12 protein-coding genes are annotated in these 16309 nt (G+C 41.2%); 6 read left to right on the top strand and 6 right to left on the bottom strand.

Going from position 1 to position 16309, the window contains the following annotated elements; all coding sequences use genetic code 11:
• Window positions 1-83: 83 nt before the first annotated feature.
• Both VK664_RS28775 and rbsK read right to left on the bottom strand, forming a co-directional pair.
• On the bottom strand, window positions 84-1607 hold the full coding sequence (locus VK664_RS28775) for an ADP-ribosylglycohydrolase family protein (RefSeq protein WP_461402192.1): 1524 nt from the start codon (window positions 1605-1607) through the stop codon (window positions 84-86).
• 124 nt (window positions 1608-1731) lie between these two features.
• Complete coding sequence (gene rbsK, locus VK664_RS28780; RefSeq protein WP_461402193.1) at window positions 1732-2667, bottom strand: ribokinase; 936 nt, start codon at window positions 2665-2667, stop codon at window positions 1732-1734.
• A gap of 1233 nt (window positions 2668-3900) precedes the next feature.
• Here rbsK and VK664_RS28785 point away from each other — a divergent pair.
• The 5 genes from VK664_RS28785 (at window position 3901) to VK664_RS28805 (ending at window position 12538) form a co-directional block, all read left to right on the top strand.
• Entirely contained in the window at window positions 3901-4692 is a 792-nt protein-coding gene (locus VK664_RS28785; RefSeq protein ID WP_461402194.1) for an alpha/beta fold hydrolase, read from the top strand.
• 908 nt (window positions 4693-5600) lie between these two features.
• Window positions 5601-6962 carry an MFS transporter gene (locus VK664_RS28790; RefSeq protein WP_461402195.1) on the top strand — a complete coding sequence of 454 codons (1362 nt, stop codon included), beginning with the start codon at window positions 5601-5603 and terminating at the stop codon, window positions 6960-6962.
• 6 nt (window positions 6963-6968) lie between these two features.
• Window positions 6969-10547, top strand: coding sequence for a molybdopterin-dependent oxidoreductase (locus tag VK664_RS28795; RefSeq protein ID WP_461402196.1), 3579 nt, complete (start codon window positions 6969-6971; stop codon window positions 10545-10547).
• The gene (locus VK664_RS28800; protein ID WP_461402197.1) at window positions 10507-11076 is read left to right on the top strand and encodes a nitrate reductase associated protein; all 570 of its coding nucleotides are present in this window, start codon (window positions 10507-10509) and stop codon (window positions 11074-11076) included. The genes VK664_RS28795 and VK664_RS28800 overlap by 41 nt, the downstream gene beginning before the upstream one ends.
• Window positions 11048-12538, top strand: a complete 1491-nt coding sequence (locus VK664_RS28805) for a rubredoxin (RefSeq protein WP_461402198.1) — start codon at window positions 11048-11050, stop codon at window positions 12536-12538. The genes VK664_RS28800 and VK664_RS28805 overlap by 29 nt, the downstream gene beginning before the upstream one ends.
• On the opposite strand, the gene VK664_RS28810 is transcribed toward VK664_RS28805, so the two are convergent.
• The 3 genes from VK664_RS28810 to VK664_RS28820 all read right to left on the bottom strand — a co-directional run bounded on the left by VK664_RS28810 (window position 12524) and on the right by VK664_RS28820 (window position 14433).
• The gene (locus VK664_RS28810; RefSeq protein WP_461402199.1) at window positions 12524-13108 is read right to left on the bottom strand and encodes a molybdenum cofactor guanylyltransferase; all 585 of its coding nucleotides are present in this window, start codon (window positions 13106-13108) and stop codon (window positions 12524-12526) included. The two genes, VK664_RS28805 and VK664_RS28810, sit on opposite strands and share 15 nt — an antisense overlap.
• Before the next feature lie 75 nt (window positions 13109-13183).
• Window positions 13184-13930 (bottom strand): hypothetical protein, encoded by a 747-nt coding sequence (locus VK664_RS28815; protein ID WP_461402200.1) that lies wholly within the window; start codon window positions 13928-13930, stop codon window positions 13184-13186.
• A gap of 149 nt (window positions 13931-14079) precedes the next feature.
• Complete coding sequence (locus VK664_RS28820; RefSeq protein WP_461402201.1) at window positions 14080-14433, bottom strand: nuclear transport factor 2 family protein; 354 nt, start codon at window positions 14431-14433, stop codon at window positions 14080-14082.
• Between the two features lie 151 nt (window positions 14434-14584).
• On the opposite strand from VK664_RS28820, the gene VK664_RS28825 reads away from it, so the two are divergent.
• Complete coding sequence (locus VK664_RS28825; protein ID WP_461402202.1) at window positions 14585-15757, top strand: DUF3179 domain-containing (seleno)protein; 1173 nt, start codon at window positions 14585-14587, stop codon at window positions 15755-15757.
• A 255-nt stretch (window positions 15758-16012) separates the two neighbouring features.
• Here the strand turns inward: VK664_RS28825 and VK664_RS28830 are convergent, their stop codons facing one another.
• Entirely contained in the window at window positions 16013-16165 is a 153-nt protein-coding gene (locus VK664_RS28830) for a hypothetical protein (RefSeq protein ID WP_461402204.1), read from the bottom strand.
• Window positions 16166-16309: the final 144 nt, after the last annotated feature.

Here is a 16309-nt window from a genome sequence, read left to right on the forward strand (position 1 = left end):
TCTGTTTGCAGTTGAGACGTTAAAGACATGTTGAGATGTACCCAGAATAATATATTGAGGTGTACCCAGGGTTTATATTTAACTCAAGGTTTGTTAGCATTAAAAGGTTTATCGGAAAAAACAACATAATTATAACTCCTCAATTCGTGCTGCTCACTTGGATTCAACAGTTTGATGTTTACCAGGTGTTTCTTTTTATCGAGGGGATACCTAGCAAACAGTTCCAGTCGCCTATGTGTAAAATTGGTGGGGAGTTCCACTGTCTCCACCTTCTGACCATCAAGATAAATCTCGGCACGAAATATATAATCCTCCTTAACCCCGGTTTTCTTTTTTGCTTCACCGGCTAATGAAAACCCTGTCCCTTCGAACTCAAATGACAACTCAGTGATACTATGATTAAAGTCCACCCTGGCAATCGGGTACAAACCGGTAAAACCCTGTTCAAATTTCACTGACTGTGGTAACTGGCTTTTGATGGTTATTATTTCGTTGCTGACTTTTCCCCCATTGGCTTCTATATTCAATAATGCATGTTTCAAACCGATCTCATAAACTTTATTAAGTGAGATCTCGGTATACTTAAAATTAATGTCTTCTGCTTCTGATAATCCAAGTTTCCATTCTGAAGGAATTTTGTCGTAGCCCAACACCGTACCGAGTACTCCTGCTACTGATGAAGGATTACAGTCAGCGTCCTGACCGGCGCGGGTGGCGATCTCTACAGATTTACCGAAATCTTTCTGTCCGTATAAAAGAGCGAGTACAACATAGGCAGAATTTACTTTTGCATCAATATTGAATGGATTAAAAATTCCTTCATGACAGGCAATATCACTTGACCATTTTTTCTGTATTTCGTACCAAGACCGGTGCCAGTCGGCCGGAAATTGTTTATGCCATTTGATCACATCACTGATACATTGATAATAAGTACTTTTTGCTGGAATGGTTTTTAAAGCCTCCGTAACTATATATGAAATATCATCTGAAATAAATGCGAGCGAATACATGGCACCGATATAAACTCCACCATACCAACCATCGCCATAGTTCATAATATGCCCGATTTTATCAGAGATTGCGGAGGCCGTATTCGGCATACCGGGACTCATTAAACCAGCGTAATCAGCTTCAATCTGGTAGTCAATATCTTCTGCATGTGAATTGTATTTCCAATGACCCGATTCCGGTGCTTTAATCCCATGAAGGATATTATATCTTGCTGCCTGGTTCGCGTGCCACAACATATAACCAGCATTTGCAAATGCATTTGCGAAAGAGTCGATCGGCGCATTCAACCCGTATTTGTCAAATACGTCAACGAATGTAAGGTCCATATACAAATCATCATAAAGGCCAGGATTATTGATCATCGCAGCCTTCAGGTATCCATCCTTCCAAACCAGCGGTTGATAGTCCTGGATAAAAGTTCCATTAAACCTGAATTCATAAGGACCACCGAATGTTACACCAATGGTCTGACCGGCCCAGCCACCTTTGATTTTGTCATGCAGCACTTTTTTTGAAATAGAGACAGGTTTTTGTGAGACAACTAAAGAAACAAAAAACATAGAAATAATAAGCAGGATATTTTGTTTTGTCATATAGCGACGGTTTAAGAGAGTTATGAATTATGAGTTATGAATTATGAAAGAAAATACAAAACCGTTGCTATCATTTCGTTTCATAACTCAAAAAGGTGCAAACTGATTCAATGGCCTGCAAATTTTAACCAATTGAATTTTCTAGAACGGCAATAAAAGCTTCCAGCTCCTGCTTAGATGGCGCCGAAGCTTGAGCACCAAGTTTGGTAACTGATATCGCGGCTGCCATACAGGCGAAACGGGTTGCCTGAATTATGTCTTTATCCTCAGACAAAGCAACTGCAAGTGCTCCGTTAAATACATCGCCTGCTGCCGTTGTATCGATAGAATCTACTGGAACTGCCGGTATATGGTCATATACATTATCGTGTAGAACCAGCGCGCCCATACTGCCCATAGTTATTATTACTGTTGCTATACCCTTGCTGCTCAGCGCCGCGGCAGCAGATTTTGCCGACTGAAGATCAAACACCTTGATGCCGGTGAGCATTTCTGCTTCTGTTTTATTTGGTGTGATAATACTTACATATCGCAGCAGTTCGTCCGGAATTTCGCAGGCCGGTGCTGGATTTAAAATCACCTTTACTCCTTTTTGAAAAGCTAAGGCCGCCACATATTGAACTGTAGAAAGGGGAATTTCGAGCTGCATCAAAACGGCAGCTGACGATGCTACCAGATCTTCAATCCCGGTTAGGTCACCCGGTGACAGTGTTGCATTGGCGCCGGAAGCTACTACTATGCAATTCTCGCCATCCCTGTCAACCGTTATCAACGCCACCCCGGAAGGATTATCTGCGTCGGTAACAATATGAGATACATCAATCCCCGCATCTTTGAAAATTGCTATAGATTGATGGCCAAAAACATCATTGCCTGTTTTGCAAATGAATACCACATTGGCTCCAAGCCTGGCAGCCGAGACAGCAGCATTAGCACCTTTGCCTCCAGGATTCATCAGAAATGTTCCTCCAAGGATTGTTTCACCTGGAACAGGAAGATGGCCGGCTTTAATAACCATATCTGTATTGGAACTCCCTACGATAAGAATATTTCTTTGCATGGTTTTCATGGCAGACAATCGTTGTGATCATGGAAATTACAAATTATAAACAGAAAGAATGAAATCAAGCCAATTGCAATATGCGATAATACGGAATGATTTAGGCGCAAGCTGGCGACCTGCTTCGTTATTGATTTGTTGATTATGCACGTTCATGGCGTTCATTCGTTTCTTCCCTCCGCCGGATGGGCCTTTCGGTTAGTTTGATTTGCCACTGTGATTCCTGGTTAATATGTTTGTTCATGCCGCTGGGGGTTCTTGTCTTCGATCAGCTTTTGGTTCCCTGATCGGCTTTGTTAACCTTGCTTCCAGCGCAGGTTGCTGTCGGGCCCTGATGGGTCTGGTTAACTCCGAACAGGAATCGAAGGTGGCAATCAAACCAACCTCAGGCCCATCCTGCACGTTCTAATCTCGTTCACTTGGGTGGATATGCGAATACCACAATAAAATTCACCTTCACTTATTGCAATATCCGGCTTAAGAGTTATGAGCATTGAAGTTATCGGCATTAGTCTTTGGAATGACATTTTTCCAAATGCAACTATCCAAATCAGCTATCGTAATCCTCTTGTATACGTTGCTCTTGTGCTCTTGTCTATCGCCTTGTTTGAATTCCACCACAAGTCATTCGCAAAGAACCCGATAGCTGCCCGTAGTAATGCTTGCATAGTTCATGCAGAACATAAGTGACTATAAAGTGGCTATGCCTTCAATTGTAACGTTACAATGTTACAATGTTACAACGTCGTAGCGTTTGCACTGTTTGCAGCGTTGCAGCATTTGCAGAGTTTCGCAGCCTTTGCATTATTTGCAGTTTACAGTTTTTAATTGTCCAATTGAATGTTGCATCGCCTATATTTCAGATTAACCGTGGCAGAAGCAAAACCTGCACATTCGCCTGGTGACCTTCTATCCTTAATAAAATAGTTGAGAAGTGATTGGTGTTTTCGAATGATTTGATGATAACGGCAATTTAACCAGGATTAGTGAGATTTGTTTTGACTGGTTGCATATCCCCACCAAGTGGATGAGTGAGTTGGGAGCGAAGGAATGAAACAGAACTGTTGCAAAATAAAGCTGCCAAAAAACCTGGAACTAAACTGCTTTGAACATCCGGATTTTCACCATCTTTGAAATATAATTGTATCAAGAAATTAAAGAATGCAAATAAGGCTATACATACCATTGAATCTGATAATGGTTATTTGTGTTTTGATGACAATATCACCCAATATGAATGCACAGCATCAAACGGTCGGCCATTATGCCAAAGTAAATGAACTGAACATGTATTACGAAATCCACGGAAGCGGACAGCCATTAGTTTTACTCCATGGCGGTGGATCTACTATACAGTCAACATTTGGCAGAATTCTTCCGGAACTTTCGAAAACGCATAAAGTAATTGCAATAGAATTACAAGCACATGGCCGGACAAAAGACGTCGACCAGTCTTTAAGCTTTGAGCAGGATGCAGATGATGTTGCCGGGTTGTTGAATCAACTTCAAGTAAAAAAAGCAGACATTTTCGGCTTTAGTAATGGAGGCACCACGACCATTCAGATTGCCATCAGGCATCCCAGGTTGGTAAACAGGATCATACTTGCTTCTACGTTATTTCAACGTAGCGGTATGCAAACCGGTTTTTTTGAAGGCATGAAACAGGCTAAGCTCGAACAGATGCCAGCGCCTTTAAAGGAGGCTTATCTTCTGGTGAACCAGGACGAGGAAGGTTTAATAAAAATGTTCAACCGGGATGTTGCACGAATGATTGCTTTCAAAGATATCCCGGCTTCGGCCATCAAAGAGATACAGGCGCCAGCCCTCGTTATCAACGGTGATGCCGAAGTAGTGCTTGCGGATCATGCGCTGCTGTTGTCTAAAACACTTTCAAATGCACGCTTAGCAATCCTTCCTTCCGCACATGGTGATTATATCGGTGAGATCTGCGCCCAGGACAAGAATAGTCAACAAATTGCATTCGTAGTGGCGCTGATAAACCATTTCCTTGCTACTGGTAACTAGAAAGCTTTCCAATTACAGCAGCTAGCTTTCAAAGTACAGTAGCAACCTTTCAAATTACAGCAGCTGGCCCTTCAAAAAATTACAGTAGCTACCTTTCCAATTGCAGTAGCTTACCTCCAATAACAGGTAGATAGCTTTCCAATTACAGGAGATTTTTTTTAGTGTCAGCCCTGGTACTAGCTTGGTTTTAATTTGACTAAGCATATGTAACCTTTTGGCTTCATTTGTTGATTAGTTTACAATCATGATATAGGTTCAATGAAATAGCTTCATGATATAGGAATATTATAGTCATCGCTTTATATTCGAGGCTCTTCCAAAAAGAAAATCACCTTAAACATCCACCATACACATCCACCTTACTGATCCACCATACACATCCACCTTACTGATCCACCCTACACATCCACCCTACACATCCTCCCTACACATCCTCCCTACACATCCACCCTGCTCATCCACCCTACTCATCCACCCAACACATCCTAAATTCCCCCTTTCATTCACATTACCTTAATTCACATTCCCTTTATTCACATTAAATATATTTATATGTCATTTATTCGGAATAACAAATTGATTGTTTGCTAAAATTGAGTAGTTTTATTATATAGATCATATTATAATATCTATTCAGCGGCCACTCTGCCCCGAAAATATTATATATATCTGTTTACAATACGATTGCTTGCCACTACATTCACATTAACATTTCTATTATGAAAGTAGTGATCATTACTCCTGTAATATCTGCCATTAGTTTTAAGAGACGTTTGCTTCCCTATCAATTGACAAATCTAAGTCGTTGTTTTCCAACATACAACGCCATCGTGCAAGCCATGTTCCAGTCCAGGAAATAAGTTTTTCCCATTAAAACAGCTAAAACATCAATCTAAAAAACAATTTCTATGTCGTTTGGTAATAATCATCAGCCCCTCACAAAATTGAATATATTCTCAGGGCGGGGAATACAAATGAGAACTTTTCATATTACGTGGCTCACGTTCTTTTTTTGTTTTTTTGCCTGGTTTGGTATTGCACCCCTGATGCCTTTGGTTAGCGAGCAACTTCATTTGACCAAAGCCCAAAAAGGAAATGTAGCTATCGCTGCTGTTAGCGCCACCATTATTGCAAGGCTGCTCATCGGAAGGCTGACTGATAAATTTGGTCCGCGTAAAGTATATACCTGGCTGTTGGTGATCTGCGCCTTCCCGGTAATATTTATCGGCCTGGCAGATAGTTATATTACATTCTTATTATTTCGGTTGGGGATCGGCGTGATAGGAGCTTCTTTTGTATTAACCCAATTTCATACATCGGTGATGTTTGCGCCGAATATAAAAGGAACTGCAAATGCAACAGCCGGCGGTTTTGGGAACACAGGTGGTGGTGCCACGCAAATTTTAATGCCTTTAATTGCGGCTGGTTTGGTAGGAGCTGGTTGGGTAAGCCAGGCGGACAGCTGGAGATATGCGATGATCTTTCCCGGTATAATGTTACTTGTGATGGCATGGCTCTATTGGAAGTATACAAAAGATACGCCCGCCGGAAACTTTGATGAGTTACCACTGACGGAGAAAGGCATAAAAGAAAATACTTTTTTATTAGCCGCTAAGGATTATCGCACATGGATACTCACTATCGCTTATGCAGCATGTTTTGGGGTAGAGATAACAGTCGATAATTTTGCCGCCTCCTATTTTCATGATAATTATAAGGCCACATTAATTTTTGCCGGATTACTCGCGAGCATCTTCGGGTGGATCAACATATTTGCCCGGGCATTAGGCGGCATTGTTTCAGACAAAATCGGAAGCAGGTATGGCTTCAACGGAAAAGTAAGTTTGTTAGCTGTATTATTATTGCTTGAAGGAGCAGGAATTATGCTGTTTGCAAATTCGGGCGAACTGGTAATGGCAATCATGATGATGTTCTTTTTTGGTTTATGCCTTAAAATGGCTAACGGTGCTACTTATAGCATTGTTCCATTCATTAATCAAAAAGCCGTTGGCAGTGTGGCCGGTATTGTCGGCGCGGGCGGGAATGTCGGTGCCATGGTTATCGGATTTCTATTTAAATCAATGCCTTATTCTGAAGCATTTTTCTATCTCGGCGGCAGCGTTTTCGCAACGGGTGTAGTTATTATGGCCACCAGGGTTATGAGTAAAAAAAGAACCTCCGTTAATGTTTTAAATGCAAATGTTTTAAAGGCGGATGCAGAAAAGACAGAACAATCGCTTGTGATGCAAACGGTAGCCATAAATAAATAATCTGTAGTGAGAGATTCGAACTCAATAAACAAAAACGCAAACAAAGATTCCGCCTTGCAAACCACTTGCTGCTATTGTGGGGTGGGATGCGGCATTGTAGTTGGCAAAGACCCGCAGGGAAACCTTAAGGTGGATGGTGATAAAACCCATCCTGTGAATAAGGGCATGCTTTGCAGCAAAGGAATGAACCTGCAGTATACAGTAACTGATACATCAGACCGCCTGTTGTACCCTGAAATGCGTTATAGTCGTAACCAGCCAAGACAAAGAGTTTCGTGGGACACTGCACTGGAACGCACAGCTGCGGTATTTAAAACGCTTATCGGGAAATATGGTCCGGATTCCGTTGCCTTTTACGCATCAGGTCAATGTCTTACTGAAGAATATTATGTTGTAAATAAGCTAATCAAAGGATTTATAGGCAGTAATAATATTGACACCAACTCAAGATTGTGCATGAGTTCTGCCGTAACCGGTTATAAGATGAGCCTGGGTGAAGATAGTGTACCAGTGAGTTATGATGACCTTGAATTAGCGGATTGCATTTTTGTTGCAGGCGCAAACCCTGCCTGGTGTCATCCTATTTTATGGCGAAGGATTGAAGCTGCCCGTGAAAAAAATCCGGATATTAAGATCATTGTTAGTGATCCGCGTAAAACACAAAGTTGTTCAATTGCAAATGTTCATCTGCAATTGAATCCGGGCACAGATGTCACTTTGCATCATGCCATTGGCCGGTGCCTGATAGAACAAGGAAGTATTGATTTTGATTTCGTTAAAAATCATACTGAAGGCTTTGAAAAATACTCCACAGTGGTTTTTGAACGTACTATAGCGGAAGCTGCGTCAATCTGCGGAGTCGACGAAAATGATATTCGCCTTTCAGCATCCTTTATTGGCAACGCAAAAGGGTTTATTACTATGTGGACGATGGGATTGAATCAAAGCGTAATTGGAGTTAACAAAAACCTCTCTCTTATTAATCTCAACCTCATCACCGGTCATATTGGTAAACCAGGTTCGGGTCCGTTCTCACTAACGGGTCAACCCAATGCAATGGGTGGAAGAGAGGTTGGTGGTTTAGCTAATCTCTTGCCCGCACACCGGGACTTATCCAATGAAGCACATAGAAATCAAGTAGAAAAATTCTGGAATATTCCATTGGGAACCATAAGCCCGCAGCCTGGTTTAACAGCCACTGAAATGTTTGAAGCATTGAATGACGGTAAGCTGAAAGCGATATGGATATTGTGTACCAATCCCCTGATCAGCCTGCCAAACGTTAGAATAGCGGAAGAAGGATTGAAGAGAGCAAAATTTGTAGTAGTCCAGGAAGTTAGCGGTAAAGCCGAAACATTAAAATATGCTGATGTTGTGCTGCCCGCTGCGGCATGGATAGAAAAAGAAGGGACAATGACAAATGCTGAACGCCGGATCAGCTATCTAAATAAATTGATAAACGCCCCGGGTGAGGCCCTGCCAGACGCGGAGATTATTTGTCGCTTTGCGACTAAAATGAATTACCCGGGTTTTGATTATAAAAATGCTGGCGATATCTATGCTGAACATGCCGCTTTAACCGCCGGCACAAATATCGACGTTAGCGGCCTTAATTACGAAATACTGAAAGAGAAGCGTAGTGTACAATGGCCATACACCAAAGAGATCAATGGCTACGGAACCAAAAGACTTTTTACTGATAAGAAATTTCACACTGCATCTCATAAAGCAATTCTTCACGCTGTTCCCGACGCAAATAAGTCGGAGAAACCGAATTCGGATCACCCGTTGATATTAACAACCGGCCGTATCCGCGACCAATGGCATACCATGAGCAAGACGGGTAAGGTGAATAAATTAAAACAACATATCAGCGAAGCTTTTTTGGAGATGCATCCGGAAGATGCAGTCAAAAGAGGTATTGAAGAAAATACCCTGGTTGAAATTTTTAATGAAAGAGGTAATGTCAGGGTTAAAGTAAAACTCTCCAAAGACATAAAAAAAGGAGTTTGCTTTCTACCTATGCACTGGGGCAAAATACTAAACAGCGACTTGAACCGGGCCAATAACCTGACCAGTAATTTGGTGGACCCAATAAGCAAAGAACCGGATTTCAAATTTTCAACGGTACAGGTATGGCGATATAAAAAACCGAAACAAAAAATAATAGTGATCGGGGCCGGAGCCGGAGCCTGCGGTTTCATAAAGAGCTACAGGGAATTAAATACAGACGACGATTTAATCGTATTCAGCAAAGAGAACTTTCCTTTTTATAACCGGGTGTTGTTGCCTGACTATATTAGCGGGGCTTTGACATGGGATAACCTGGTCAAGATGACAGATGCGGAAGAAAAGGAATTTAGGATCAAGTTGTATCGCGGGACAAGCATCGAAAAAATAGACAGGCAAGCTAAGACTGTTACAGATAGCGATGGACAAACGCATGATTACGATATACTTCTCATGGCCACAGGCAGCCGGCCTGCAATGTTGCGCGATTTGCCATCAATGGCAGGGATATTTACCATGCGCAGCAGAACAGACGCTGACAATTTTAAAGAGCATGTAGATCCATCGAAAGGCAATGTAGTTATTGTGGGCGGGGGTCTGCTGGGCATAGAGTTGGCCGCATCACTACGTGAAGTAAACGTGAAAGTAACAATCGTACAACGAATTTCGAGGTTAATGGATCGCCAGCTTGACCCGCTTGGAAGCCAGTTATTGCATGAAGAATTAATTGTGAAAGGAGTTGATATTTATTATAACGACGAGATAGAAAGGTTCCTTGGTACCAAAGTCGTAAACGGCATATTATTAAAAAGCGGATTGGTGATAGATGCCCAGGCCATCGTTATTGCTATTGGTACTATTCCAAATATTGAGATAGCAAAATTAAACGGAATCGAATGCAAACGGGGAGTTGTGGTAGATGAATACCTGCAGACAAACGATAAAAATATTTTTGCTATCGGGGAAATAGCGGAATTCAAAGGAATGTTATACGGAATAACCGCAGCGGCTGAACAACAGGCAGAAATCGTAGCGCGATACCTCAACGGCGATATTTCGAAATATTATGCTGGTTCTTTGCTTATGAACATTTTAAAAATGCACGGGACAGATCTGTGTTCCCTGGGACAAGTAGAATGCCCGGAGGATCCGGCCTATGAAGAAGTTGTTTTTATAGACAAGGCAAAACGTTATTACAAAAAATGCATTATTCATAACGATAGATTGATCGGCGCTATATTAATAGGTGATAAAACTGAATTCATTGAATACCGAAACCTGATAGAAGGCAAAATTGAACTGAGTGAAAAGCGTTTGCAATTACTTCGGTCAGGTAAAGCAACAGAACCTGTGATCGGCAAACTGGTATGCACCTGCAACAACGTGGGTGAAGGAAATTTAATAAACAAGATCAAGGAAGGTTGTAAAGATCATCTGCAGCTTTGCCAGATAACCGGCGCAGGTATGGGCTGTGGTAGTTGTCGCCCCGAAATAAAGCAGATACTTGACTTACAACTGAGAAAAAAATTACATCATGGCGAAAATATTGAAGAGAATATCAGCATCGGAGTTTAATGGGTTAGCCGGCATTGAATATTTCGGTTTTGAAGAAGACTTCATTGAGAAAAATATCCGGTGCATCCCGATGATCGTCCGATTTAAATTAGATAAGGTTGGAATAAAATTAAAACTGGATGAATGGAACAGACTTGTTGTTGAAGAAAGAATTGAATTGGCGTGCCGGTCATGCAGCAATGAAGAAGAAACAATCAAATATCGTCTCTACTTATCCGGTTTAATAAAAAAGCGTTCCAATAGAGAAGCGACGGACTTAGCAATCGATCGTAATCCTGGTTGGGCAGATATAAATAAAATCCCTGATTTATTATTGGACAAGTTAATAGAGGACGGATTGTACGTCTCGCTGAAACAATGGAAAGCATTGACCAACCTGCAACGTTTTGTTTTATTGAAATTGTGCAGGCCAGGTCATGAAAGTAAAAATTTTCCGAAGGCGCTGAGGGAATTTGGCTTAACAGCAACATACACCCGCTTTCGCGGAGAAAAACAGGCATATGAAATCACTGGTTACCATAAAGATTAATTTTCCCGGCGGCATTATTTCCCCGGGAGAACTTTATAATATCCTGGTAGCGGCCAGCATAGCTGGTGTGCATGATGTTAGCTTCGGACTACGTCAGCAATTACTGATCGATGTATCGCCGGAGACCGTCGGGGTTATGATTGAAGAACTAAAGAAAATGGATATTCCATTTGAAATGAATGCCGATAATTTCCCGAATATCGTTAGCAGCTATCCTGCAGAAGAGGCATTTATTAATAATACCTGGCTAAGCGAAGGGGTGTATAAAGATATTTTTGATGGAATAGATTATAGACCAGGGTTAAAAATTAATATATCCGACAGTAACCAAAGTTTTACACCAATGCTTACCGGGAATATCAACTGGGTTGCTTCTTCCACAGCTCAACATTTCTGGCATCTGTTTGTGCGTTTTCCCAAAACGAACACTATTTATGAATGGGATCAATTGGTATATACCAATGATGTTGCAAGTCTCTCGGGAGAAATTGAAAGAGTCATCCTCCGGTTTAAACATGAGTTTTATGATAATAAACTGGCAAATGGAGTACTATTATTCAAAAAGATAGAACTGGAAAAATATATTACAAAAACTGCAGAAAAGGCAGCAGTACTTCCGGGCTTCAACCTGCCTTATTACGAGGGACTGAACCGTTACAACAACAAATATTGGTTAGGCATATACCGGCGCGATGAATTATTTAGTATATCGTTTTTGAAGGACCTTTGTTTGTTATGTCTTAAAACCAAGATCGGTCAATTGTGCTCTACTTCCTGGAAATCAGTTATCGTTAAAGGTATTGAGGAAAAGGATAAAACAGCCTGGAACCGGTTGCTGGAAAAGCACCAGATAAATGTGCGGCACGCTGCCAATGAACTTAATTTCCAGGTAGAAGATAATTGCAGGGAAGGACTATTGCTCAAAAATTACCTGGTTAAAAGGTTGAACAACGAAGACACAAGGACCTTCGGTGTTTGTATAGGAATCAAGACAAGGAAAAAAAGCGAGGTATTCAGCAGCATCCTGGTCAGACGCAAATCACTGCTTTCTATATTTGGTTTTGAGTTCTTCCATTTGTACGATATCTTATGCGCACATGATTTTAATCCTAATGAACGTACGGGTTTCGTGTTTAGCAGTAATAATCCGAAATTCCTTTTAGGCGAACAATTACGAAGGTCTGTAACAGCCTTTTATAATAACAGGAACAATAAGAATTTAATCACTGAAAGGGAAATTCCCGTCCAAAAAGAAAGAAAGGAAAACATAGCGGAATATGTTTATCAATGCAGTCAGTGCCTTACTATCTACGATGAGATAACCGGCGAATATGAAAATGGCATAGATGCCGGCACAACCTTCGAATCGCTTCCGGATGATTACAAATGCCCTTTATGCGAAGGGCCAAAAGATGAATTCAGAAAGACAGAAAAGAAAAAGTTAGGCCTACAGTCCTTCTAGTCCGGCATGATCATTAAAATTACGGAAATACTTTTTCTGCTCATCCGTTGCCGGAACCACTTTTACATGCAGGAGGCCGAGCATAAATTTCATGCTGTGCCTGGTTAGTCGCCCTTCGAGCAGCATAGTAAGAATAACAGATAGCCCTTTTGCGGTGTAAATACCACATAATGGTTCAGGCTCGCTATCGTTAGAGAATATATATGCATCATAAGATGAATGCAAACGATACCCGGCCTTAAGTTCTTCTAATAAAAAAGGTTCCATAAGCGGCATGTCACAGGCAAGTATGAACAAATCTTCAGTCGGATATTGAAGATGACTGCTCAATACTCCCAGCAGCGGGCCGTGCAAGGGAAGAGATATATTGTCGGCAATAAGGTTGTTACTTGAAAAGACAGCGCAATAAGCAGGAAGCTGGTTATTGTTTACTGATATTTTTACCGCGATATTTAGTGCGGCCATTTTGTCTATCGCAATTTGCCCCCAGGTTTTCGTCTCCGGTTTGAGCAAACCTTTATCGGCACCCATCCGGGTACTTCTTCCACCGCATAGAACTATACCCAGCAAATCAATTTATTTCTGGTGAAGTTAATTGCTGTGTTACACATAAAAAATTACATCTCTGAACCAGCAGTGTTTGGTTTAGTACCGCTTTACAATACGGAAATTAAAACGCTCAGGTTCTCCAATGACCCCCGAGTTTTTTCGTAATTCTTTTATCTGGTCCGATTTCCAGAAAGCATAAGCTTTGGCAGTATCAATTACTGCTACAACAATGGTCACCTTTTTGTTATTGTCGGCATCGTGGCCATAAGCGCGATCAACAAGGCCGTTGTCCACCCTGATATGGCGCGAACTGTCAAATTTTCGCTGCCAGGTATCCCAGTCCTTTACTGAAAAGGTAGTTTGCGATCGCAGGTTTGTACTGATTTTACCGGTGTCCTGGAAAGTTATATTGTAAACATTTATTTTGGGGGATCCTTTCACGCCGCCTTTTTGCATAGCCTGTTTCAGATCAGCGGATTTACCAAAAGCTTTTGCCTTGTCTACCTGGTCCGACTTCAATGCCACAAAAATCCTGGTTCGATCAGTGGTGCTATAACCAATCACATAATTATGAACTCCGTTTGCCAACCGGACAGAGTCATGCTCTTCATAAACAGTCAGCCATTTGTCGTAATCCGCGACTTTCTGAATCACGAACATCATGGTTTCCGGCGTTGTAACAAAAGTGGAAGTGGGAGTTGCTAGAGCGGTACTACTGGCAGAATCGTAGCCGACAGAGTCAGCGGTTTCGTTGTCTTTCTGTTCGGTCTGATCTCCGCAGGAAATCATGCAGAAGAGAAAGGTGCCCAGCAAGGATGCAGGCAGAAGGGATGAGGACTTCATTGTAATAAATTTAATTATGACGAATGGAGTGCGGAAGGAGCAATCATCGGGCAGGCGTCAATAACGGGAATGCACAATAAATATACTATTTAATCCGGTTGCCGGCAATTCTATTAAAGTTAGCATTAAGCCAAAAAACAACCTTCACATTAATTCTTATCAATTTCCATGCCTTTGATTAATCCATTTTGAAAAGAATAAATATGCTTTACTTTTCCGTCAAATAACAAGTTACCTGCCTTGTCTTTTGCGAGCTGGTGAACCTCGACTTCAATTTTTCCGTCTTGTTTAAGATTGATTGCCAGGGGTTCAACAAAAGAGTCAATTTCTATCCATTGTCTTGTCCAGTAGTCTCTCAATTCTTCGTGTCCATTTACATAACCTCCTTCCCAACCGTTTGGCCAATGCACGTTCTTATCTACATGCACCAGAATTGAATCAATATCCCTTGCATTGAATAGGTTGTAAATATGTCTTAGCTGGTCATCATATTTTTGTTCCATAGTAATTTGATTTTAGTTGGATGAATGCATCAAATTTAAACACGATGGAGTTAATTCCCTTCTAAAAGAAAATGTATATTCGACTTACATAGCAAAATCCCAATAGGTTTTTTGTTCCTTTATTCACCATTATATCATTCAAAAAACCCTGATGAAACCTTTACTGCTTGTAACGGGGCTGCTGCTTTTATTTGCAATAGAAACACTGCGCGTCTATTTTATTATGCCATTTCCGGGCAGCCAGCAATCAGACACTATTTCACTTGCTTACTGGTTAGGGAGGAATGTATTTTGGTTAAGAATTATTGCTTTGCTGCTGATAATTTTTCCAGCAATTGGTCTTTTTAAAAACGGCAGGACCCGGGCTAAAGTAGTTTTCTCACTGTTCATGATTTTATATGCAGTGATTTTCTTCTTTATTAATTTTCGTTTTGAAGCTGATAAAATGTTTTATCAGCCGGAACAAAAAACGTTTAGCGCTGCAGGCACAAATAAGATCGATGGAAATAAACTTGTTATTGGTGTCGAAATAAATGGCGAAGCAAAAGCTTACCCAATACAACTGATCGGCTATCATCACCAGGTGAGAGATTCAATTGGTAACACACAGGTTATGATAACTTATTGTACGGTATGCAGAACTGGTCGGGCTTTCAGCCCGGCTGTTAACGGTAAGGCCGAAGAATTCAGGCTTGTAGGTATGGATCATTTCAATGCTATGTTTGAAGATGCCTCAACCAAAAGCTGGTGGCAGCAGGCTACAGGGGTTTCTATCGCAGGTCCTTTAAAAGGAACAACTTTAAAAGAATTGCCTTCAGAGCAGGCATCCTTAAATACATGGTTGATACAATATCCCAATTCACTAGTGATGCAACCTGATAAAACGTTTGCAGCAAAATATGAGCAATTGGTGAGATATGATAGGGGCAATGGAGAAAGCAGTCTCACAAAAAGAGACTCTGCTTCCTGGATGCCGAAGTCATGGGTTATAGGAGTAAGTCATGATCAAACTTCGAAAGCATATGACTGGAACGAATTGGTGAAAAACCAGATAATATCAGATTCATTACCAGGCCTGCCGATTTTATTAACCCTTCAAAACGATACTGCTTCATTTCATGCTTTTGACAGGACAGTAAAAGGCAAAGTGCTTTCTTTTAAGAAATCAGGATTTGATCAGATGAAGGATAACGATGGATCTACCTGGAATCTATCCGGCGAAAGCCTTGATGGTATCTCCAAAGGGGAAAAATTACGGAAAGTTCAGTCTTACCAGGAATTCTGGCATTCCTGGAAAACCTTCCATAAGGAAACACTCCGTTAATATAAAAATTTGCAGAAGGGCCTCCGGCTATGACTACCATGCAAAGCAAAATAGTTATAAATCAGTCTTAATCATATTCAACACCTGGACATAAGACTCATAAGGAGGTTTGATAAAACCAGTATGTGGGTTATCCATGTCCTGAATTACAATTACAGCCAGGCTCGAAAGCGCAAGAAAGATTACCGGCCCGATAAAATAATGTTGCCGAAAGTAAAAAGCTGAAAATCCAATCAAAAATCCAACTGCCCATCCTCAAAATAAAAGCAATAACATCACTCCCACCGGCGTTCTTTCCTGGTTGCTAAAATGAAGATTGTTATCCAGTTCAATAATTTTTTCCTGTTGTGTTATCACCTGCCTCGCCTGTTCGGCAGACGAAGAACCTGATCGCACAATTGCCGACATCTTTCTGAAATTTGCTTCATTGAGTTGAAAAGATTTTCATCCAACGCAGTCCTTGCCGCACCGTGTAAGTAAGATGATTGAATTTTTACTTCGAGCCATTCGATAGTATAATCTTTGACAGCCTTGCGAATGGAATCATGGAAA

Origin of the sequence: Flavitalea sp. (assembly GCF_035489435.1) — a bacterium.
Lineage (GTDB): Bacteria > Bacteroidota > Bacteroidia > Chitinophagales > Chitinophagaceae > DATHKG01.

Bases quoted from the DNA above. Each gene is read 5' to 3' on its own strand.
- VK664_RS28775 (WP_461402192.1), bottom strand. From the start codon at position 1,607: ATGACAAAACAAAATATCCTGCTTATTATTTCTATGTTTTTTGTTTCT.
- rbsK (WP_461402193.1), bottom strand. From the start codon at position 2,667: ATGCAAAGAAATATTCTTATCGTAGGGAGTTCCAATACAGATATGGTT.
- VK664_RS28785 (WP_461402194.1), top strand. From the start codon at position 3,901: ATGAATGCACAGCATCAAACGGTCGGCCATTATGCCAAAGTAAATGAA.
- VK664_RS28790 (WP_461402195.1), top strand. From the start codon at position 5,601: ATGTCGTTTGGTAATAATCATCAGCCCCTCACAAAATTGAATATATTC.
- VK664_RS28800 (WP_461402197.1), top strand. From the start codon at position 10,507: ATGGCGAAAATATTGAAGAGAATATCAGCATCGGAGTTTAATGGGTTA.
- VK664_RS28805 (WP_461402198.1), top strand. From the start codon at position 11,048: ATGAAATCACTGGTTACCATAAAGATTAATTTTCCCGGCGGCATTATT.
- VK664_RS28815 (WP_461402200.1), bottom strand. From the start codon at position 13,930: ATGAAGTCCTCATCCCTTCTGCCTGCATCCTTGCTGGGCACCTTTCTC.
- VK664_RS28820 (WP_461402201.1), bottom strand. From the start codon at position 14,433: ATGGAACAAAAATATGATGACCAGCTAAGACATATTTACAACCTATTC.
- VK664_RS28825 (WP_461402202.1), top strand. From the start codon at position 14,585: ATGAAACCTTTACTGCTTGTAACGGGGCTGCTGCTTTTATTTGCAATA.
- VK664_RS28830 (WP_461402204.1), bottom strand. From the start codon at position 16,165: ATGTCGGCAATTGTGCGATCAGGTTCTTCGTCTGCCGAACAGGCGAGG.